At 37.9% G+C, this 21,248-nt stretch carries 19 protein-coding genes; 6 read left to right on the forward strand and 13 right to left on the reverse strand.

Annotated elements, in window-relative coordinates; translation table 11 throughout:
* The first annotated feature begins 69 nt into the window (after window positions 1-69).
* Window positions 70-984, forward strand: a complete 915-nt coding sequence (locus tag RVS70_RS09880) for a hypothetical protein (RefSeq protein WP_121605836.1) — start codon at window positions 70-72, stop codon at window positions 982-984.
* Between the two features lie 21 nt (window positions 985-1,005).
* Window positions 1,006-1,440 (forward strand): VOC family protein, encoded by a 435-nt coding sequence (locus RVS70_RS09885; protein WP_026680060.1) that lies wholly within the window; start codon window positions 1,006-1,008, stop codon window positions 1,438-1,440.
* Window positions 1,441-1,516: 76 nt separating this feature from the next.
* Here RVS70_RS09885 and RVS70_RS09890 read toward each other — a convergent pair whose 3' ends face one another.
* A complete protein-coding gene (locus tag RVS70_RS09890; protein WP_026680059.1) occupies window positions 1,517-2,383 on the reverse strand; it encodes an aminoglycoside 6-adenylyltransferase in 867 nt (288 codons plus the stop codon).
* A 138-nt stretch (window positions 2,384-2,521) separates the two neighbouring features.
* Here RVS70_RS09890 and RVS70_RS09895 point away from each other — a divergent pair, with 138 nt between their 5' ends.
* Genes RVS70_RS09895 through RVS70_RS09905 form a run of 3 tightly spaced genes read left to right on the forward strand, consistent with a single transcriptional unit; the run spans window position 2,522 to window position 5,887 of the window.
* On the forward strand, window positions 2,522-3,463 hold the full coding sequence (locus RVS70_RS09895; protein WP_205389457.1) for an AAA family ATPase: 942 nt from the start codon (window positions 2,522-2,524) through the stop codon (window positions 3,461-3,463).
* A 2-nt stretch (window positions 3,464-3,465) separates the two neighbouring features.
* A complete protein-coding gene (locus tag RVS70_RS09900; RefSeq protein WP_026680057.1) occupies window positions 3,466-4,665 on the forward strand; it encodes a DUF58 domain-containing protein in 1,200 nt (399 codons plus the stop codon).
* 13 nt (window positions 4,666-4,678) lie between these two features.
* Window positions 4,679-5,887 carry a DUF4129 domain-containing protein gene (locus RVS70_RS09905; protein WP_321133134.1) on the forward strand — a complete coding sequence of 403 codons (1,209 nt, stop codon included), beginning with the start codon at window positions 4,679-4,681 and terminating at the stop codon, window positions 5,885-5,887.
* 420 nt (window positions 5,888-6,307) lie between these two features.
* Here the strand turns inward: RVS70_RS09905 and RVS70_RS09910 are convergent, their stop codons facing one another.
* The 3 genes from RVS70_RS09910 to RVS70_RS09920 all read right to left on the reverse strand — a co-directional run bounded on the left by RVS70_RS09910 (window position 6,308) and on the right by RVS70_RS09920 (window position 8,974).
* The gene (locus tag RVS70_RS09910) at window positions 6,308-7,387 is read right to left on the reverse strand and encodes a saccharopine dehydrogenase family protein (RefSeq protein WP_321133136.1); all 1,080 of its coding nucleotides are present in this window, start codon (window positions 7,385-7,387) and stop codon (window positions 6,308-6,310) included.
* 31 nt (window positions 7,388-7,418) lie between these two features.
* The gene (locus tag RVS70_RS09915; RefSeq protein WP_026680054.1) at window positions 7,419-8,327 is read right to left on the reverse strand and encodes a DMT family transporter; all 909 of its coding nucleotides are present in this window, start codon (window positions 8,325-8,327) and stop codon (window positions 7,419-7,421) included.
* A 149-nt stretch (window positions 8,328-8,476) separates the two neighbouring features.
* Complete coding sequence (locus tag RVS70_RS09920; protein WP_318279715.1) at window positions 8,477-8,974, reverse strand: MarR family winged helix-turn-helix transcriptional regulator; 498 nt, start codon at window positions 8,972-8,974, stop codon at window positions 8,477-8,479.
* A 448-nt stretch (window positions 8,975-9,422) separates the two neighbouring features.
* On the opposite strand from RVS70_RS09920, the gene RVS70_RS09925 reads away from it, so the two are divergent.
* A complete protein-coding gene (locus RVS70_RS09925; protein WP_026680052.1) occupies window positions 9,423-10,967 on the forward strand; it encodes an ABC-F family ATP-binding cassette domain-containing protein in 1,545 nt (514 codons plus the stop codon).
* A 570-nt stretch (window positions 10,968-11,537) separates the two neighbouring features.
* Here RVS70_RS09925 and RVS70_RS09930 read toward each other — a convergent pair.
* The 9 genes from RVS70_RS09930 to RVS70_RS09970 form a co-directional block, all read right to left on the reverse strand.
* Window positions 11,538-12,086, reverse strand: a complete 549-nt coding sequence (locus RVS70_RS09930) for a hypothetical protein (protein ID WP_026680051.1) — start codon at window positions 12,084-12,086, stop codon at window positions 11,538-11,540.
* Window positions 12,087-12,105: 19 nt separating this feature from the next.
* Window positions 12,106-12,873: a GNAT family N-acetyltransferase gene (locus tag RVS70_RS09935; protein WP_026680050.1), complete on the reverse strand. Its 768-nt coding sequence runs from the start codon at window positions 12,871-12,873 to the stop codon at window positions 12,106-12,108.
* A 700-nt stretch (window positions 12,874-13,573) separates the two neighbouring features.
* Window positions 13,574-15,007: a dihydrolipoyl dehydrogenase family protein gene (locus RVS70_RS09940; protein ID WP_321133137.1), complete on the reverse strand. Its 1,434-nt coding sequence runs from the start codon at window positions 15,005-15,007 to the stop codon at window positions 13,574-13,576.
* Entirely contained in the window at window positions 15,008-16,219 is a 1,212-nt protein-coding gene (locus RVS70_RS09945; RefSeq protein ID WP_321133138.1) for a dihydrolipoamide acetyltransferase family protein, read from the reverse strand.
* An 11-nt stretch (window positions 16,220-16,230) separates the two neighbouring features.
* Window positions 16,231-17,250, reverse strand: coding sequence for an alpha-ketoacid dehydrogenase subunit beta (locus RVS70_RS09950; protein ID WP_026680047.1), 1,020 nt, complete (start codon window positions 17,248-17,250; stop codon window positions 16,231-16,233).
* Window positions 17,251-17,252: 2 nt separating this feature from the next.
* Entirely contained in the window at window positions 17,253-18,317 is a 1,065-nt protein-coding gene (pdhA, locus tag RVS70_RS09955; RefSeq protein ID WP_026680046.1) for a pyruvate dehydrogenase (acetyl-transferring) E1 component subunit alpha, read from the reverse strand.
* A 56-nt stretch (window positions 18,318-18,373) separates the two neighbouring features.
* Entirely contained in the window at window positions 18,374-19,513 is a 1,140-nt protein-coding gene (locus tag RVS70_RS09960) for a Leu/Phe/Val dehydrogenase (RefSeq protein ID WP_026680045.1), read from the reverse strand.
* A gap of 29 nt (window positions 19,514-19,542) precedes the next feature.
* Window positions 19,543-19,935, reverse strand: a complete 393-nt coding sequence (locus tag RVS70_RS09965; protein ID WP_321133141.1) for a thioesterase, FlK family — start codon at window positions 19,933-19,935, stop codon at window positions 19,543-19,545.
* A gap of 386 nt (window positions 19,936-20,321) precedes the next feature.
* The gene (locus RVS70_RS09970; protein WP_034678521.1) at window positions 20,322-20,972 is read right to left on the reverse strand and encodes a GntR family transcriptional regulator; all 651 of its coding nucleotides are present in this window, start codon (window positions 20,970-20,972) and stop codon (window positions 20,322-20,324) included.
* Between the last annotated feature and the right edge of the window lie 276 nt (window positions 20,973-21,248).

Raw genomic sequence — 21,248 nt, forward strand, 5'->3', positions numbered from 1 at the left:
TTTTTTACAATAACGTACATTCATTCTTATGCTATTATGTGTTTACCATAATATAAAGGAGTGAACACGATGACAAAAAAAATGGATATAAGTTCTTTCAAGCTCGCTCAACATTTCATGAAAAATCATGCAAGACCACTTGAACGAGCACTTTATGAATACGAGTTTGAAGCTACTAATTATAAAAAAGCACTCCAAGAATTAATTGCTTTTCAAAATCCAGATGGAGGTTTTGGTCATGGACTGGAACCAGATCTTCGCTGTAATGAATCCTCTGCATTAGCAACGACATATGCACTTGGAATACTTGGGGAATTACCTGCATTCGAGGAAAAAAAGAATGTTGTTTGCCAAGCACTTGACTACTTTATCACTTCTTATCAAGATGATCATACGGGATGGGATATAATTCCAGTCGAGGCAGAGCGATCCCCACGTGCAATCTGGTGGCAATATGGTGTATTCTCCGACAATTGGGGTAATCCAAATGCAGATATTGTAGGTTTCTTCATACAATATCGGGACCTAGTAACTTACGAAAAACTTGATATGCTCATTGATTATGCAATTCAGCATTTATTAGAGACCTGTGATTTAGCAGAGATGCATGAACTTTTCTGTTACCTTCGCTTATACGAACAGCTTAAGCTAAATACGAAGAAACGTACAAAAATCGAGGATAGGCTACAGCGCTTTATTAATAATTGTGTCATTGCAGATCCTGCAAAGAGAGAAGGATATGTGGCAGGACCATTACAAATTATTGATTCGCCCAAATCAACACATTATCGTAAATTCGCCAATATACTTCCAATGGAACTAGATCATCTAATAGGTCAACAGGCAACCGATGGCGCATGGGCACCTAACTGGGAATGGCACCAATATGAAAACGATTGGCCCATAGCAGAAAAAGAATGGAAAGGCATACTCACATTACAAGCATTACGAATATTAAGGAATTTTAAGTATCTTCCTATATAATTTGTTCTGGAGGTAGGAAATATGAAACCATCTATAACTGTTCTTACATTGGGCGTAGATGATCTAGAACGCTCACTTCAATTCTATCGGGACGGCCTTGGACTACCTACAGAAGGCATTGTTGGTAGTGAGTTTGAGCATGGGGCAGTTGCTTTTTTTGAATTGCAGGCAGGAATAAAGCTCGCTATCTGGAAACGAACGGATATTGCACACGAAGCCAAGATAGAACTAGGTGAACCGAGTTCAACAGAATGTACAATTGGACATAATACTAAAAGTCGTGAAGAGGTTGATGAAGTTATGGAACAAGCTAAAAATGCAGGTGCTATCATAACAGACCCTGCTCACGATACATTTTGGGGTGGTTATTCTGGTCACTTTCAAGATCCTGATGGGCACCTTTGGGAAATTGTTTGGAATCCAGCATGGGAATTGGAATATAACCGATATGAGTAAATTTATGGCAGAGCTAAGAGCTGTCCAATGACAGCTCTATACCTAAACATGAAATTATTCCTTTCCGTGTGCATTCTTAAATTTCAGTGGCATCATTAGGCAATTTCTTTACATGTTGTAGAAATTCGAGCACTTGTTGTGCTTCTTGACGAGGATATGTAAAATCATATACGTTTGCCACCAGCTGTGATGTTTTTTCAAACAACTCACACATCACAAACAATGCTCGCCAGCATGAATCATTGTTCCCTTCAGGATATGTTTGTAATAACTGATACCACGTATCTTCCTGCAAGTATCGCTTTAAATATTTACCGTTTTTTCCAACACTTATCTTAAAGTTTGTTTCTATTCCGACATGCCACTCTAACATTTTACGTAGCATCGATCGAACAAGATTCATATGATCCATCGCATAAAGCATTTCGCAACGCCATAACCCTTTTGCCACATAAGTTGTTACCCACCAAAATTCGTTGCAACAGTCAGCGAAGAATGCAGCTGTTGGTGGCTTTACCCAATAATCCTGATCGGTTGGAAATGGTAGTTCTGAGATACGATTATCTTTATCTAACACTATCTTCGTTAACGAATCTTCATTTAGATAAATTTCCATCTCCTCAATGGGTACTAATGTAAGATCAATTCGATTACCATCGGTAAATAACATTAAATAGGAAAATCGATTTCCCAATTCTGGAGGAAACAGCTTCATATCTTCAGGTGTTTGCATAATTATCCGTTCACCAAACACATCAATCCAACCTGTGTCTTTCATAAAAGATTGTATGTCATTTACTAAAAAAGCAATATCATAATCCATAAATGGATCGACTGGTGCATTCGCATTTGTACGCGAACCATTCATTCCTACAGCACGTATACGATTATCCGCTTTAGCAACAGCTAATACTAGATTCATTATTTGATCCACAGAACGCAACTTATCTCCTCCATTCTAAAATACTTTAAGTATAACATCTTCGTTTAAATAGTTAGAAAATATGGAAAAAAGAAGTTTAGTAGTGGTATAATAGTCTCAGTTTAATTTTTTGGATTCTATCACTCGGAGGTACATAATATGATCGAAAAAGTAAACAGAGCAAAAGAAATACTAAACCAAGTTATTATCGGACAAGAAAAAGTCGTTCATCTTATCTTTGTTTCATTATTGGCAAAGGGACACATCTTGCTGGAGAGTACGCCTGGTTCTGGTAAAACAAAACTTGCTAAGTCCTTTTCCAAAATAAGTAATGTGGATTTCAAGCGTGTTCAATTTACCCCAGATGTTTTGCCTAGCGACATTACTGGTATCCAATTCTTTAATCCAAAGTCACAGTCATTTGAAATGAGGATTGGCCCCATCCAGACCAATGTATTACTAGTGGATGAAATTAATCGTGCCACTCCTCGTACTCAATCAAGTCTATTGGAAGTCATGGAAGAACAACAAACTACCATTGAGGGAGAAACCATTCATATAAATTCTCCTTTTCTCGTAATTGCAACACAGAATCCAATTGAATCGAATCAAGGTACTTTCCCGTTACCCGAGGCCCAATTAGATCGTTTTTTAATGAAGATTCCTTTACAATACCCAACAGCAGATCAGGAGAAAAGCATTTTGTCTACAAATCAGTTGAATGACCCAATTGACAATATTCAACCTTTGTTACAAGCAGAAGAAATAATTAAGATGCAACGGGAAATTATGCACGTAGAAGTATCAGATGTCGTGAAGGATTACTTATTAGAGATTATTCAGGAAACGAGAACCCACCCTGATAGTATACTAGGTGCAAGCACACGTGGAGCACTAGCCTTTATGCGAGCAGCCCAAGCACATGCTTATTTACAAGCTCGAAATTTTGTTAATCCTCAGGATATAAAAGAGTTGGCACCATATATACTTTCACATCGAATGATGCTTACACTAGAAGGATCGATTAAAAAATCTAGCCAAGATGTTCTGTACGAAATCTTAGGACAGGTTAAAGTACCTGTGGAATTGGAGTCTCACTAATTATGCAATGGCAAATAAACACTACTGATAACAAAGTGAAAATACGAGGACTGTTAATTATTTTAACTCTCATACTGGTTATCCTAAGTGTTTGGATAAAACAGCCTTTTATCTTCATGTTCGCTGGAATGATCTTATTGCTTATCTTTCTCGGATTGATCTATGATAGGAATATTGCAAAGGGACTTATCATAGAGAATCCTAAAAGAACACTCCGCTTAACAGAGGGAGAAGAAGCCACTATTGAAATTGTACTAAAAAACAAGTCTTTCCTTCCCTATTTTAACGGTACATTCGAGATGCAAACAAACCAAAAGGTAGCTGGAACAAACAAGGAAATAGCAGCAGAAAGAATGAGACGCATTTCCTTTCGTGTGCCCTTTGTATTAAAAGGGAAAAGTTCTGTTAAGCTAGCTATACCGATTAAAGCGATGGAACGTGGTGTCACAGGTGTTTCTAATGTTGGTATCGTATTTCCTCACCTCCTGAATTTTGAAGCTATACACTTGACGTACCTTCAAAAATATCAAACAGAGATTATTATCTATCCAACCCCATTGCCCGTACATGGAATGGAAAGCTTTAAACAGATGACATTCGGAAACCAGGCGACCTTATTGTCGCCATTTGAGGATCTCCTTCACCCGCTCGGCACTAGGGATTATATACCGTCAGATTCCTTTTCTCGAGTACATTGGAAGGCATCAGCCAAAAGAAACAAATTACAAACTAAAATATATGAACGCAACCGTAATATTTCATGGACCATTTTTGTCAATATTTCCTTGACTTCGCAAATTGGCAATCGCTATACCAGTGGAGATCTAGAGTCCATCATTTCAAAAGCAGCTTTCCTTTGCCAAAGTATTACCGAGCAAGGGTATCCTTTCTCCATTTATATTAATTTGAAACAGTATGGGAATAAACCCTACCATGTTGAGTTAAATCAAGGTAATAATCAGCTAAAAAAAGTATGGGAAATGCTTGCCCGTGTAGATGGAGTAACTTCTAATATAATGAAAATGGAGGAAGTGCTGCATCAGGCTACAACAAAAATGGCAGATTCAAATTTAATTGTCTTCGTTGGTGAAATCACATCAGCTAGTGAATTACTCATTCGAAAATGGAATACACAAGGCAAGAGGTGTTATTTTATTGCAGGTTCAGAGGAGAGTAACACCCTCCAACAAATTCCCAAATGAGGGGTTTTAAAACATGTGGATAAAAACTAAAATGACAAAATACTATCAGTTATTCTATGAAGGAATTCTTTTGTACTTTATTTTAGTCCCTTTTTTTGTACAGTCTGCTTTTCCCGTCCCTTCATGGAGTTTCATTATTGCGGTAGTACTGCTCATCATCATTCAGACTACACTTAGTAAATTTATGAACAATCAAATCTTCTTTATTGTTTCAATCAGTATAAACTGGGCAATATTAGTGTTGATATTTTCGTATCCTATTTTAATTAGCCTTGCTTTTTCGCTATATATGACGTGGAGATTTTTCAAACATCAACAAGTCCCTGATGTACAAAACCAGATTCATATAATCACATGGTTAGCTTTCTTTTTTCTGATTGATTCCGTTTGGTTTTTTGACACTACTCACTTCTGGATGGCAGCTGTACTATTATTCATTCTAATTGCTGGGTATGTTTCAAGTCATATTCAAGCCAGTCAGCAGCAGTCCCTCAGTTCCTTACAATATATCGTCGGAATTTTCATTGCAATTTCAATCATCAGCGTTACCTTGTTCTTTATGTTTTATGGAGTAGTACCAGTAATTACCTTCCTTTGGTTTGGTATAAGCCAAGTAATTGTTTTCATCGGTACTATCTTCGCAAATGGTATAGACATAGCCGGATTCGACCCTGAATTCTTTCAAAACAACAAAAAAGAAAATTACGAAGAAATGGTAGCAAAAATGGCAGAAGAGGATAATCCGTTCGAAGCATTAAAAAATTTAGCAGCTGACGGAGGGCAATCATCTTACCCTTGGCTTTGGCTAATCGGCGTAACTTTGGGAGCAATTTTAGTTATTTCCCTGTTTTTATACTATCGTAAGAAACCTGTTTTTACGTACAAACAGGAAAATATACCGCCGTTTACCTCCACTCCTTTAGATAGTAAAGAGAAAAATGCAAATAAAAAGAAAGGTCGATTTCTGACGCCATTTCGTACAAATTCACTTGATCAAGTTCGTCAGCAGATACTAAAATTTGAAAAAAAAGCACAGAAAAAAGGTATTGGAAGAAAGCCGACCGAAACAATCGAAGAATGGTTTCAACGTTTAGGCGTACAGCATGCACCACTTTATCTTTATCAAGCCGTACGGTATGGCGGTAATCATTTAACAGATAAAGAAAGAAAAACATTTGAAGCGCATTTACAGAAGCTTCAATCAGATCTGGCTTTAGACTAATCTTTGTCAACAATCTGTTTTGCAGCTCCTATAGGAACAAAAATCGACAGAAACGAGTATAAAAGTGCCCAAACACAGCGAAGCGGTTCCGGAAATATACTTCGCATTCCTCTGGCGGCTGTCAGCCCTCCCCTTGCTAGACAATACATCGCAAGCAGAAAAAAGCGCTCGTCTTTTCTAGGAGTCTACATATAGTTCCGGGCTAGTACATTGTGTTTTGGAATGGACCATTTTAGTTATGTCCCGTTCCCTTTTCAAAAAAAGCTGTTAAAATACTAGATTTGAATTGGTTATACACAAGCACTATTATTTTCTACAGTAAGCTCATGCTAAGGACGACATCTTCTGCTTGCAAAATATTATTTTTCTGTTGCTTTCTACTTCTGATATGACTGGTTATAGCTATTGGTAGCCTTTAAATTAACTATTATTTCTATATTCAGTTATACGAACATGGGGTGCTATGACATCTGGATAGAATGAATCTATGTCAAAAAGCTCTTCCAGATGATAGATTCCATTCAATCCTTTCATAGTGTATAGTTTTTCTGTAAGCTTAGCTGCTATCTTAGCAGTTAACAAAGCTTCTTGCCGACCTTGAATGCTACACTCCGCTTTCACTCTTTTACCACTAACCTCTCCAAATGCATCGATTTTCAATGCATATAACTCCTTTCCCCATCTGATTTTACTGAAAAGCCATACCATCACTTTTCGTATAGATTGATATTTTATTAAACGAAATATTCCTACTCGTTTAAGTAACATGATTACATACGTTATAACTTTGGAATCAAAGCATAGTCGAGTAGATACAGTGGGTATCTGCAAGGTATAAGGAAGGGAATTTTGATCTGAAAAATAAAAACGATATCCCTTTCTTTCTCCAAGCTCCTTACCAAAATATGTAGTTTTCCCACTGCTAAATGTGTCCACATTGACCTTTTCCCAATTTGAATAAACCTGAAATCTTGTATTCAGATTATCTATTGTCCATTCAATCGCTGCCCTACCATGTCGATCTCCCAATCCTAGCATGACATATATATCCATTTCCTCTGTATTATCTAGGTAGCTTTTTGTATGACGAGCTAATAGATTTGTAAGTCCTGGGGCTAAACCAACGCTTAACACTGCAGCTGTTTTATGATTCATTGCTTCTGTTTGTAGTTCTTCGATACGCGATAGGAATGAATGATTTGCAGAAATATCAATATAATCTACGTTATTTGCAAAGCAAGCCTGTATGAAACCTGTATCTTTTTGATCAAGGCACATTACTACTATCCTTACTGTTTCAAATAAATCTGATGGTAACGACTTTGTTATATCTAATTCAAGAGGTATCACCGAGCCATTTGTTGTACTGCAAAATTCTCTTGCTTTACTAAAGCTTCTTCCAGCGGCGATTACTTTGTCAGGATATAAATTCCCCAGCTGTTGGCAAATCAATCTTCCTACATGGCCATACCCACCTACGACAAGTATATGGTCCTTCATATTGTTTCTTCCTTTCTCTTTTATAAAATGGCTAGATATGAATTACAATGAGTACTGTTCCAAGGAACATCATTGTTATGGTTATCCAAGTATACTTGGTAACTGAATCAATCCCTCTAAAAATTACTGTGGTTAGGAATATAGTTAGTATTGGTTCAGCAGCCGCAATAACACTTACATATGAAACCTGCATTCTTTGAGTTGCTAGGAAGAAGAACAACGGACCTATACTTGTTAATACACCAGAAATAAGGTAGTAAGGATTAATTACCCTAACATTTTTCTTTATATTAGTAATAAACTCTCCACGAATGGATTGATAACAAATAACGAAAACTAAAGAAGCCAGTGTCCCCACCCATACACCAAAAAAAGCATCATTCATTTCGATTAAACCTTGTTTTCTAATTCCTTGGCCAACTCCGAAGATCAAGGCAGAGAATACCGCTAATCCAAATCCCATATACGAATACCTTTTTGGATCGCGTTGGTGTTTCGATGCTTCTATCCTATTCAATCGAAACCCCTCATTTAATACTCCCGCAAGTAATAGAACCATACCAATTCCCGGTAATAATGTAATCTCTTCATTAAGAAAAATGAGAGCAAATATAGTTGTAAAAATAGGAGTAGAATTTCGAATAGCAGAAGCCTTCGATGGACCAATATAGGAAATACTTGAAAACAATGTTAGCCTACCTATTCCAGTAGTACACAATCCCGCAAGTAAAAAGAAGAAGAAAGCTTCCCATGAAAAATGAAAGTCCCACCCCCTTAACCCCATTACAATGAAACAAAGAACACCTAATAAAATTACATTTATCAGAACTGTTATAAACAAGCCGTTATCACTATGAGGAGCTCGCTTTATTCCTTTCTTTACAACTACATTGTTAACAGCAAACATAAAGGCTGATAAAATAGCAAAAATAACACCCATAGTATACTCCTCCTTTAAAAATAAGATTGAATTAAAAGACACACCATGTAGTCTTAAAATGGACCCGCAAGTTTTTTAGTTTAGCTTCTAAACTAAATGTTTAAAAAAATTGCAATCAGCAGTTTTTGATTGCCACTGATTGCTCGTGACTATTCACCATCATTTTCTTCGTTTAATATACTCGTAAATGTTTTTACACATTTTTCAAAAATGGCGATTTCGTCTGAACTTAATTGTTCTCTCAGCTTTCGATAAAAATTCTGATGCAGTCTCCTATGTGCCTGATATGCTACTACTCCCTTTTCTGTTAATGAAATCTCTACAGCCCTTGAATCCTCAGGGTGTGGGGTTCGACACACAATCCCCTTCTTCTCTAAACGCCCTACAACCTGTGTAATTGCACCTTTTGTCACTCCCAGTCGATCAGCCAATTGACTCATTAGTATATTTCTGTCTTCTCCAATTGCATCTACTGCATGAATCTCACTTGGAGTCAAAGTACCCGCATCACTGAAGGTTCGAGGATTACGTTCCAGGCGTCGAAGTTGAAAGATTAACTTACCAATACTATGGCTACTATCCTCTAATTGCTTATAATTATTATTCTTCATACCAATTAGTATAGATACTAAACTAAATAAATGCAACTATTACCCATAATTATATTTTTAAAGGTCATGTTAATAATCACAAAGTGAGAACCTAGTTTTTGTCTAGCCTATCTAACCTAAAACCCTAAACCAACGTCTCCCATAATACTACAACTAGGCTTGCGTTTGAGAACCAATCGTGGTAATCTGGATGTACTATGATTAAAGGAGTGAAGGTTATTTATGTTTTTATCTGCTGTGCTTCAACTTGCTATTGCCTAAATACGGGATACGTATGCCCATTTTTAGCAAGCCAATCGCAAGTTACAAGCAGCGGATAAACACCTGAACTCATTGGATAACCATGGTGTATACTTTTTAAGTATTTACCATTTATACACTGGGCAGGGCGTCCATACGCTCTGTCCAGTTTTTGTTTCTTATGGTATATCCCTCCTTGTACTTGCTGGCTTTTAGATAAAATTAACAAGGAGCGAAAGGTATTATGAGTTTATTAGATGTAAATGCTTTGACACATGGTTACGGAGATAAAATAGTATTAAAAGATGTATCATTTCGCCTGTTAAAAGGGGAACATATCGGGTTAGTTGGACCAAATGGCGCAGGCAAATCTACCCTCTTTCAACTGTTAACTGGAGAATTAATTGCTGATGAGGGAACCATCGAATGGCATCCTAAAGCACATATCGGTAATCTCGAGCAACATATTCATTTAACTTCTGGAACTAGTATTCGTCTATTTCTACAAGGAGCATTTCAAACATTATTTGATGCAGAGAAGGAAATGGAAGACCTTAGTGAACAAATGGCGAATCCTCATACTGATAATTTGGATAACATATTGAAACGGTATAGTGAACTACAAACCTTGCTCGATCAACATGATTTTTATACCATTCCAGCTTCTATCGAAGAAGTTGCTGCAGGACTCGGACTAACCCAATTAGGACTAGATAGAGATGTGAGTATGTTAAGTGGTGGACAGCGTACTAAATTATTACTTGCTAAGCTGCTTTTACAGAAGCCCGATGTACTTTTGCTTGATGAGCCAACAAACTATTTAGATACTGCACATATCGATTGGTTAACCAATTATTTACAAGCGTATCCCTATGCATTTATCCTAATCACACATGATACTCATTTTATGAATGAGGTCGTTCAGGTGATCTATCATTTAGAACATAAAAACTTAACAAGATACACAGGAAACTATCAACAATTTTCAGCGGCCTATGCATTAAGAAGGCGACAAATTCATTTACAATATGAAAAACAACAAGCAGAGATTCAAAAGCTTGAAACATATGTACAAAAAAATAAAGCACGCGCATCGACTGCCAAGATGGCAAAAAGTCGGGAAAAAAAGCTACAAAAAATGGAACGTCTGGATAAACCGACAAATAATCCCAAACCAATGTTTTCATTTACCGTATCTCACCAACCAGTCAATAAATTACTGCAAACTGAAAATCTACAAATCGGCTATGATAAACCATTGTTTTCCAATGTAAATTTAAAATTGGAGCGTGGTGAAAAAGTAGCGCTTGTTGGACATAATGGAATTGGAAAAACAACCACATTAAAAACATTACTTGGTGAGTTAACAGCACTAGATGGTTCCATTACCATCGGCGAGAGGGTTTTACCAGCATATTTCGAGCAGGAAATGCCGTCCATTGCCAAAACTACTGCATTAGAAACAATTTGGTCAGCTTTTCCACACTTAACACAAAAGGAAGTACGACAAAACCTTGCAAGATGCGGACTCAAAACCGAACATATCTTCCAACCACTCTCTTCACTTAGTGGAGGGGAACAAACAAAGGTCCGTTTATGTAAATTAATGTTAGCAAAGAGTAATTTCCTCATTTTGGATGAACCAACGAATCATTTAGATGTTGTAACAAAGCAAGCACTTCAGGAAGCACTAGAAAACTATACGGGAAGTGTTATTCTTGTATCCCATGAACCTACATTTTATGAAAATTGGATAACACAAGTATGGAACATGGAGCAGTGGAGATAACACATTTGTAATGATTTGCTATTAAGGAAACATCACTCGCATGAGAGCTAAGCTGACTAATGACCGTTGACATGTTATGTATTGACAATTAAAAACAAAAACTCCCAGCTAAGAACAGAAGCAGAGACAAAAGAATGAAGAAACAATAAAAAGCGAAAAGATAATTAGTTTAAATTAATTATCTTTTCGCTTTTTGATTAAAATCATTCATTTAGCACCCGAAATAAGCGAGACTCCGGCGGGAATAGCAGGCGTCCGAAGATCCACGTGGTAACATGTTTTTCTTCACCAAGTTAGCTGGGGCCGCGCCCGTGGAAAGCGCGTATAGTTTCACGGTGTGGTAATGATACTCCTATTGATAATATGATTATTCGTATTTTGAGTAAAGACGTTGTGTTTTGTCCCAGCCCCTTTTCGATTCTAAACTAAGTTATTTGCATTTAATAAGTCTCATAAGCACCCACACTGATTACTAAAATAAGTATTCCCCTAACATGTCATATAAAAACAACTATCTTCCTGTATATCTAGACACTCAAGTTTTAAATTATTACTCCCCACTACTTATGGTCATTTGTCACTAGGCTCTACCTGTCCAACAATATGTAACATTGTATTTCTTTCCTGCTGAATACCTTCGATAACACCTTGGCTTATCTCTTGATTTGTCAGCCATCTTGAATAGTTGCTTACGACCTTAAAGCCCAATTGTATTTGGCGATACTGACAATTTGCTGGCACATATAAATAATCCTTTATTCGTTCACTATCTGCACTACTATTAATGATATGAAAGAGCTGCCAATCCGATAATTGATCAGTAACTACTTTAATGATTGATTTTAATGTTTCTTTGGCATCTGACCTTACCCAAGCAACGACTTGTTGTATCGGACCGAGCATCAAAATTGCTGTTTTAAGTTGTTCCTCTAGTTTCTGTATTTGCCGATAATTAACATAGATCGGATATATATGTTTCTGCTGTTTAGTAGAATGCTTTATACGTTTTACTTTTTCTTCCTCTCTAGCAATCACAGAAACATAGTTTGACTGATTAGCATACCAGCTCACTACATCTGCTAGCATCCCTGTTCCGCCTACTACCAAAACATGTTTCATGGAATGATTTCCCTCCAGGTTATTCATCTTTTTTTAGATCAACCTTTTGTACTTCATATTGGAATCCGAGATAACGATAATTTTGGCGAATATACATTTCTCTCGGAGTATCCTCACCATCAGCAACTAATATAATGGTTTTATTAGGGAATTGATCCATTACAAACTTTTGTAATCGCTGAGCAATTCCCTTTTTACGAAATGCCTGGTGCACGTGTAACCCATCGATTTCAGCAGTATCTTCTTTTATGATTACTTCCAACGAACCGACAGCTGTACCCTGATAATATGACATAATTTGCATAAACGTTTCATCTTGAAAATGCCGTCGATATAGAGCAGGTTTTGCCTTTGCAAATTCCTCACCAAATTCTAAATCCTGTTCATATTGTACCTGTAAATAGTCATCGAAGTTTACTTCCGATACGATTCGTATCGTAATATCGGGATGATTATCTGTAATAGGAAATTGTTCTGGTTGAATAGCATATAACTCTAAATAACCATACTCAAAAGATTGATGATGAAAAAACTGAATTAATTCTTCTGATGGCTTACGATTTTCAGGAAAATAAAACTTAACATGCTTCTGCCCATTTTTCTGGTGAAATTCCTTCAAATACGTTGCTGCCTCTATAAACTCTTGTAGCGTGGGCATTCGATGAAATTGAAGATAATTACTATCATATTGAATTAACATCTCTGGGTTATGATAATGCGAATACAATTCAGTTCCCACTACCAGGTGACTTTCCGTATAAATATCATTAAAGCTTATTTTTCGCATCTCTTTTCTCCTAACAATCCCTATTTTTCCTTACGTTAAAAAAGTGAAACTTCAATCCGTGGGGTTTTGTTTATCCCCCACGGATTGTTCGTACCACAAGAGTATGACCTAAAGGCCTTTGAACTAATCGGCCATTTACTGGCAGCAATCGATCCCCAACTTACCCATATTGGTTTCACTTTATTCCTTGAAGTGGGGGGCTTACTGCCAGTTGTATGCGAGATAAATCACAATAACTATTATACAAAAATAATCATACAGTTTGATAAAAGTATTGACTACCTATAGAATCAAGTTAACTTGAGACTCCTATTCATTTAGCTATCTTAAAGTGAAACTTCAATCAGGGAGGATTTATTTATCCCCCACGGATTGTTCGTACCACAAGAGTATGACCTAAAGGCCTTTGATCCAATCGGACATTTGCTGGCAGCAGTTGATCCCCAACTTACCCATATTGGTTTCACTTTATTCCTTGAAGTGGGGGTCTTACTGCCGGTTGTATGCGGGATAACAAAGGCGTTAGTACCCAATTAGAAACGTAGCGACTAGAGCGAGTCAACGGAGATAAAGGAATCACGGTGTTATAATTTCCTATACAATAAAAAACCGACTCCCTGCAAAAGCCAGAGCCAGCCAATTTTTATCTTGTTTATTTCATTATAATCTAGCTATCTTATAACTAGAGAACCCTTTTGCTTTATTTACTCTTTTCTAGCTGGCTTTCTACAGGTTTCATATGAATAGCGCTATCCGACAATCCCTCCATTGCTTCAAGCAATATCTCATTATAACTAGGATGAGGATATAAGGGGAATCTTAAGTCTTCATCTCTTCCAGCCATTTCTAAAGCGGTGATTCCAGAACCGATTAATTCTATTGCATTCGCACCGATTGTATGAACGCCTAGTAGTAGATCCGAATTATTATCTTTTATAACCTTTGCTACGCCACTTTTTTGATTCGAAATCATTGCATAACTATTTCCACTATAGCTAAATTGACTTGTTTTTACTTGAAACCCCTGTTCTTTCGCTTCTTCTTCTGTTAACCCAACTGTAGCTATCGGAGGAACACTGCGAACAATGGTAGGCATCATCGTTAGATCAACCTCACTTGGCTTCCCAGCAATAATTTCCGCTGCAACCTTACCTTGTTTCATTGCCTTTGTCGCTGAAAATGTTCCACCAGTAACATCACCAATAGCAAATATCGATGGAACCGAAGTCCTCAATTGTTTATCTACTTGTATAAATCCATGATCCGAACATTTAACCCCCAGTCTATTAAGCTCCAGTGAAGTAGTTGCTGGCTGCAATGCTGTTGCCATATAGAGATGTGTACCTGAAAGAGATATCTCCTTTTGATTATTCTTCAGTAATCCCACCTGGACATAATTCGAATCCGAGCTTACCTTTTCTAATTGATATCCCCTATAGACTTTTATTTTGTCCTTCTTTAGAACTCGCCTTAATTCACGATTAATCGTATGGTCAAATGGAAAATCCTTGTTATCAAGCACCATCGAAACAGCAGATCCTAGCTTATGAAAACTGCATGCTACCTCTAAAGCATAAGCATCACTACCATAAACAATCAGCTCCTCTGGCACTTCATTCAATTCATATACAGTATGACCAACCAAAATCCGATCGTTTTCACCTATTGTGGATGGCATTACAGCAGTACTGCCAGTAGCTATGATTGCCTGATTAAAATCAAACAGTTCAAAACGATGCCCTAATTCCACACCAATTCGATTATCGTTAATGAAATTTGCCCTTCCACGAATAATTTCTACTTTATTTGCCTGACATAAATTCTCAACCCCGGATCTCAATCGCTGGATGATCTGATCTTTATACGAAATTAATTGAGCAAAGTCTACAGCTGGTGTTCCTACACATATGCCAAATGATTGGAAGTCTGCTACAGAAGCCACTTGCTGGGCAGCATGGCTGAAAACTTTTGAAGGTATACACCCTCTATTTAAACAAGTACCACCAAGCTGGTCCTGTTCAATTACGGTTACCTGGATTCCTAGCTGGGCTGCACGAATAGCTGCATTATAACCTCCTGGTCCTCCACCTATGATTATTAATTCGCGGTGCTCTGCAAATTCTCCTACTACCAATTAGATCAACTCCAATAATAACTTGTTTGGGTTTTCAACTAATTCAATAAATCGATTTGTAAAGGCAATCGATTGAGCCCCATCGATAACCCGATGATCAAATGACACGGATATATTCATTATCGAACGAATTGCTATTTCATCATCATCCAAGACAATGGGCATTCTTTTTGTCTTATAAAATGTCATTATGCCAGTCTGTGGATGATTAATAATTGGGGTAGCTCCTGTACCACCAAGTGGGCCCACATTATTAACAGTAAAGGTACCATGCTTCATGTCGCCTGCTGTTAATTTCCCTTCTCTTGCTTTTATGGTTAATTCCTTCATCTGCTTGTTAATCGTTCGAATGGATTTCTGATCTACATCATAAATGACCGGAACTAATAACCCTGCTTCTGTGTTTGTAGCTATCCCCATATGGTAATCGGTTAAAAGTCGGATAACCTCATTTTCCTCATCTAATCTTGCATTAAATAGCTGATGCTCTTTTAAACAAATAACCGTTGCTTTAACCAGAAATGCAGCGAGGGAAATACTATCTCCTGATAGCTTTAACGTCTTTCTAAGCTCATTAAGGTTCGTCACATCTACTTCATCAAAATGGGTAACATGTGGAATTGTCAGCAAGGAATGGCTGACTTTAGTCGCAATTTGCTTTCGGATGCCTTTGAAAGGAATCGTTGTGCCCTCAGCATCCTCCCTTATACCGGTATGTGATTCCCCTTGATTATCGTTGCAAGCATTTGACTGGTTGCTGAATCGATAGACATCTTCCTCTAAGACGCGCCCAGCTGGACCACTTCCCTTAATCTGTTCAATATCAATACCTAGCTCCCTAGCAATCTTTCTCGTATAAGGAGCTGCTAATATTCGATTATAGGGATTACGGAATGAATTTTGACTATCTAAAGCTGATGCTGCCCCTTCATCCACCAATACTTGCTGTTCAGCTTTCGTTGTGATTACAGCATCTTTGCCTGTATCAATTTCCATTATTACGGTGCCAACCGTTACAATATCTCCAGTTGCATAATAGATTGATTTAATCTTTCCTGCTGAAGGTGCAGGAATCTCAGCAACCATTTTATCTGTCTGTAACTCTACAAGCGGCTGATCTACCTCTACTTCATCACCTACATCAACAAAGTAATGAATAATTTCACCCTCATTCATTCCTTCACCAATATCCGTAAATTTTATTTGAACCACCAGCTCACCTCCTAAAACTCGTAAACTTGTTTTATGGCTTTCGACACACGTTCCTTTGTTGGCAAATAATCATTTTCCAAGGCGAATAACGGAACTGGCACATCGAAGCCAGTTACCTTTTCAATCGGAGCCTTGAGAAAGAGAAAAGAAGTATCATTGATAATAGATATAATCTCGCTTCCAACGCCACCTGTCTCATGGCCTTCATGTACAATAACAACTCTACCGGTTTTCTGAACCGAGCCGGCAATAATCTCTTTGTCTAGCGGGTATAATGTCCGGAGATCGATGACATCACAGGATATCTGATACTGTTTCATTTCCTCTACAGCAGCCTCTACAATTGGGAGCATGGCACCCCAGGCAAGAATAGTAACATCTTCCCCTGCTTGCAAAGTTTTTCCCTTTCCAAGCTCAATCCGATAAGCATTCATAGGTACCTCTTCCCGTTGACCTCGATATAGACGCATCGGCTCCAGGAATAACACAGGATCAGGATCTTCAACTGCTGCAATAAGCAATCCCTTGGCATCATAAGCATTAGAAGGGCAAACAACTTTTATACCTGGCAAATGTGTAAAGAGAGCTTCTACACTATCAGAATGAATTTCCGGTGATCTTACCCCTGCACCATATGGTGCGCGTATCACCATTGGTATATGATAATGTCCTAACGTACGTGTACGAGTCCTAGTGACATGGGTGGCGATTTGTTCCAAAGCAGGATAAATAAACCCTAAAAACTGGATTTCAACTACTGGTTTTAGCCCATTCAAGGCCATACCAACTGCTGTTCCTACAAAACCTGCCTCACTTAATGGTGTATCAATAACACGGTGGTCTCCAAACTTCTGCTGCAACCCATCTGTTGCGCGGAACACTCCACCATTCTTTCCGATATCCTCCCCAAGTAAAAGTATGTCATTATCCAGTTCTAGCATTGTTTGTAACCCGTTATTTATTGCCTGAATAACTGTAAGTGAATTTGTTTTAACCCCTGACCTCTTCTCTAACTCCTTTGACATCACCATAATCAGCTTTGCCTCCCTGTCGAGATAATGCTTTCCTTTTGTTTTTCGATCGTCCATGTTGGTTTTTCAAAAACATAGTCAAACATATCCGCTGCATTCGGCTTTTGATAAGATTCCATTCTCTGGATAGCCTCATCAATTTCTGCTTTGATTTCGTTAGTAATTGTAGCTGCCCAATCACCATCCCATATATTGTAATGCTTCATATATTTCTCTAATCGCAATACGGGATCTATCTCTTCTCGGACACGGTTTATCTCTTCCTGATCTCTATATTTGGAAGGGTCATCCGCTGTTGTATGCGCGCCGAATCTTACTGTAACAGCTTCGATTAACGTTGGCCCTTCTCCTAAACGGGCTCTTTCTAGCGCTTCTTTCACAGCAAAATGAACCGCAAAAATATCCATCCCGTCAACACGTTTACCAGGAATATCATACGCTTCTGCTTTTTGGGCAATTGTCTGGGAATTCATTTGTTTGTTCACTGGTAACGAAATCGCAAATCCATTATTTTGGTTAAAGAATACAACAGGTGCTTTAAATACACTAGCTATATTAATGCCTTCATGAAAGTCCCCTTCGGATGTTGCTCCATCACCAAAATAAGCTATCGCTGCATTTTTTGTTCCTTTATATGTCTCAGCCATTGCTGCACCAGCAGCATGGGGTAAATGTGTAGCGATTGGTATGGAAGCGGCCATAATATGTTTTTCCCTAGAGGGCAAACAACCTTCAATACGACCATTCCAATGCAGTAACATCCTATCTAAATCTGCACCGAATGTTAATGATGCGCCATGATCTCGATATGTTGGAAACATCCAATCTTTATCAGCTAATGCTAATGCACTTCCCACCTGAGCTGCTTCTTGCCCCGCGAATGGTACATATGTGCCTATCCGTCCTTGCCTCTGTAAGGCTACCCCCTTTTGGTCATATGTACGAATTCGTAGCATGTGATAATAAAATGACTTAACCTGGTCTACAGTTATCTCCGTTTCATATGCATGATCCAGCAATTCGCCATTTTTATTCATAATTTGAAATAATGGATACCGTTCTTTCATCTCAACCCCACCTTTTAATAAGATTAAGAAAACATATCTATCTGTTATGAAAAGAATTATCTTTTAAAGTCCCATTTCGGTCTTTGATTTCGTACATAGAAATTATTTCTTTTATGCTGTTCCTGCAATTGTCTTTGACACTTTTTATTAGCAGCTTCTATTGTTGTAATATTTTCTAGTCTCGCTTGCTTATATATATCTAAGACGGAATTATAGATAGATTTTGTTTTTACTAATACACGCTCTTTATTTGATCCATATAGTTCATCAGCTACCTGGATTAGACCACCTGCGTTAACTATAAAATCAGGTGCGTACATAATCTCTCTTTCTCGTAGTCTCTCCGCATCTAACTTACTAGCTAATTGATTATTTGCAGAACCGACTACAGCCTTGACATTTAGTTGGGGAATCGTCCTTTCATTTAGTATTCCTCCCATTGCACAAGGCACAAAAATATCTGCATCTACCGTGTAAATATCTCTGCTATCGACTGCAATTACTGAAGCTCCAGCTACCTTGGCTTTTTCCTTGATATCATCTATCCGTTTTTCATTGATATCTGTAACGTAAAGCTCTGTGCCTAATTGTAATAAATGTTCAGCTATTCTTGTACCAACTTTTCCTAAGCCTTGGATAGCATACCTTTTACCACTTAGATCATCATTGCGATATAAAAACTGACAAGTAGCTTTTAAAGCATAGATCATCCCTTGAGCTGTAGGAATTGATGTATCCCCACTACCGCCAAATTCTTCTGGGATCCCATTAATAAAATTTGTCTCCTTAGAAGCGTGGACAAAGTCATCCATCGTCGTTCCCATATCAGTCCCAGTATAGAATCTACCATTTAATGAATTGACAAACTGACCAAAGGAACGAAACATAGCTGGAGACTTATCCTTTTGTGGATCACCAATTATTACTGCCTTTCCCCCTCCAAAATCAACGTCACTGGCGGCACACTTTGCTGTCATCCCTTCAGATAGACGAAGGACATCTTCTAACGCCTCACTTACATCCGTGTATGGATACATACGAGTACCACCTAATGCAGGCCCAAGCGTTGTATTATGAATAGCAATAATAGCTTGTAAATTAGTTGAAGGATCATTACAAAATATGACTTGCTCATGACTCGAAATTTTTTGAAACATATCGACCTCTTTTGCATTGAATTGCTCAAGTTGTTTCATTTTAATCCCCCCATTATCTAATTCCTTATTTACGTGGCAGCTGATAATTTTTCGTTAATAACTGCTTTAGGTAGAATGGCTTGTTGAACCTCCCCCTTTCCTATAAAGCCATGTTGATTTTTGACAGTCACATCTGCTGTAACCCCTCGCTTACTAATTTGGGTAACAATCGCAGTTACTTGAATACCTGTCCCTAGACCTGATGGGGCAAGATGCTGTACTGAAACCGCTGCCCCCATTCCCTCTTCATGTTCTTCTAAATAAGGTATTATTAACTTTCTAGCTGCCCATTCCATATGGTATACCATGGAAGCGGTTGAGTATGCAGGGTGGACTAGCTCCCCACCAAACTGCGCAAACATTTCCCGAGTTACTTCTACAGTTAACGTCGCTGTATCTCCTACTTGTAGCCCATCTTTCATCAATTCCACCCTTCCCTTAAGCATTCGTTGTATGCGCTTACATATTTTCCGAGAAAGAACTTCTGTTACACCCACTACATAGATTTTCCATATATATCTAAATATTTTATATATTTTGGATGTTACAATATTGAATCATTTTAGTCAACAGCAAACTGTTAACTAAAATGAAGAAATAAAGTGAAACTTCAATACATGGGGTTCTGTTTATCCCCCACGGATGGTTAGTACCACTAAGGATATGACCTATAGACCCTTGAACCAATTGGACATTTACTGGCAGTTGTTCCCCCTCTTTCCTATATTCGTTTCAATGTTACTTAAAGGTCGGGGTACTACTGCCAGTTATATGCGGGATAAACCCTAAATTGGTGAAGCATTTTAGATTATTGATGATTAATATGCATTAACACACCTTCCAAACCCTTGTTAATATGCTGTTTCATTAAAGCAATCGCATCATCCTCATTACCCTTCAACAAAAGCTCGATTAGACGTTCATGTTCCTTCACAAAGGATGGATAGAAATCGCCTTTAACCATACTAATACGCATATAATGGATTTTTGTCCTGATTGCTTCTAACAACGCCAATAGCTGACTGTTTTTGGAAGCGTGAATAATAATATCATGAAACTGTTGATCTAGCTGTCCTAATTCAATGACTTTATCCCGCTCATACGCCTTAATGGTGTCATGTAAATTTTTCTGCAATTGTTCCTCTTCCGCTTCTGTAATATGTTCAATCGCCAGACGGATCGCTAAGGCCTCTAAGCTTTCTCTGCATTGAAATATATCTACAACATCTTTAACAGTTGGTTTATACACTCTCACATAACCATCGTTATATGTAAGTAGCCCATCTTGAATAAGCATTCTAATCGCTTCTCTAACAGGACCTCGGCTGATTCCTAACTTTTTGGCCAACCTTGCTTCAACCACACGTTCGTACGGTTTATATTCCCCCTTCACAATTTCCTCTTTTAAAATATGATACGCCTGTAAATGTAATGATTCTGGTTTCACTATACGAGTCATCGTTACCTCCCTATGCAGTAGCAGTTATCAATAAGTTCTGAATATATAGATTTCATTATAGCAAAATACCAGTAATGTGTTTATAGTAAATAGAATAATACTAAGAAAAACCGGGCAAAACCAGCCCGGTCCTTATCACTAAATGCTCCGATTTACGCTTCCTCTAGTAGCTATTATGGAATAATAGCTACTGCTTGACCACCACTCCGGCTGCCCACTTCCCTTTCCGTGGGGTTTGTCCTTCAGCTAACTTTTTTAGCAAAACCCGCTCAAAAA

Origin of the sequence: Virgibacillus sp. M23 (assembly GCF_034190895.1) — a bacterium.
GTDB lineage: Bacteria > Bacillota > Bacilli > Bacillales > Amphibacillaceae > Virgibacillus > Virgibacillus salarius.

Excerpts from the sequence above, each read along its gene's own strand:
- RVS70_RS09880 (WP_121605836.1), top strand. The coding sequence starts at position 70 with ATGACAAAAAAAATGGATATAAGTTCTTTCAAGCTCGCTCAACATTTC.
- RVS70_RS09885 (WP_026680060.1), top strand. The coding sequence starts at position 1,006 with ATGAAACCATCTATAACTGTTCTTACATTGGGCGTAGATGATCTAGAA.
- RVS70_RS09895 (WP_205389457.1), top strand. The coding sequence starts at position 2,522 with ATGATCGAAAAAGTAAACAGAGCAAAAGAAATACTAAACCAAGTTATT.
- RVS70_RS09900 (WP_026680057.1), top strand. The coding sequence starts at position 3,466 with ATGCAATGGCAAATAAACACTACTGATAACAAAGTGAAAATACGAGGA.
- RVS70_RS09905 (WP_321133134.1), top strand. The coding sequence starts at position 4,679 with ATGTGGATAAAAACTAAAATGACAAAATACTATCAGTTATTCTATGAA.
- RVS70_RS09910 (WP_321133136.1), bottom strand. The coding sequence starts at position 7,387 with ATGAAGGACCATATACTTGTCGTAGGTGGGTATGGCCATGTAGGAAGA.
- RVS70_RS09915 (WP_026680054.1), bottom strand. The coding sequence starts at position 8,327 with ATGGGTGTTATTTTTGCTATTTTATCAGCCTTTATGTTTGCTGTTAAC.
- RVS70_RS09925 (WP_026680052.1), top strand. The coding sequence starts at position 9,423 with ATGAGTTTATTAGATGTAAATGCTTTGACACATGGTTACGGAGATAAA.
- RVS70_RS09930 (WP_026680051.1), bottom strand. The coding sequence starts at position 12,086 with ATGAAACATGTTTTGGTAGTAGGCGGAACAGGGATGCTAGCAGATGTA.
- RVS70_RS09935 (WP_026680050.1), bottom strand. The coding sequence starts at position 12,873 with ATGCGAAAAATAAGCTTTAATGATATTTATACGGAAAGTCACCTGGTA.
- RVS70_RS09950 (WP_026680047.1), bottom strand. The coding sequence starts at position 17,250 with ATGGTGATGTCAAAGGAGTTAGAGAAGAGGTCAGGGGTTAAAACAAAT.
- pdhA (WP_026680046.1), bottom strand. The coding sequence starts at position 18,317 with ATGAAAGAACGGTATCCATTATTTCAAATTATGAATAAAAATGGCGAA.
- RVS70_RS09960 (WP_026680045.1), bottom strand. The coding sequence starts at position 19,513 with ATGAAACAACTTGAGCAATTCAATGCAAAAGAGGTCGATATGTTTCAA.
- RVS70_RS09965 (WP_321133141.1), bottom strand. The coding sequence starts at position 19,935 with ATGAAAGATGGGCTACAAGTAGGAGATACAGCGACGTTAACTGTAGAA.
- RVS70_RS09970 (WP_034678521.1), bottom strand. The coding sequence starts at position 20,972 with ATGACTCGTATAGTGAAACCAGAATCATTACATTTACAGGCGTATCAT.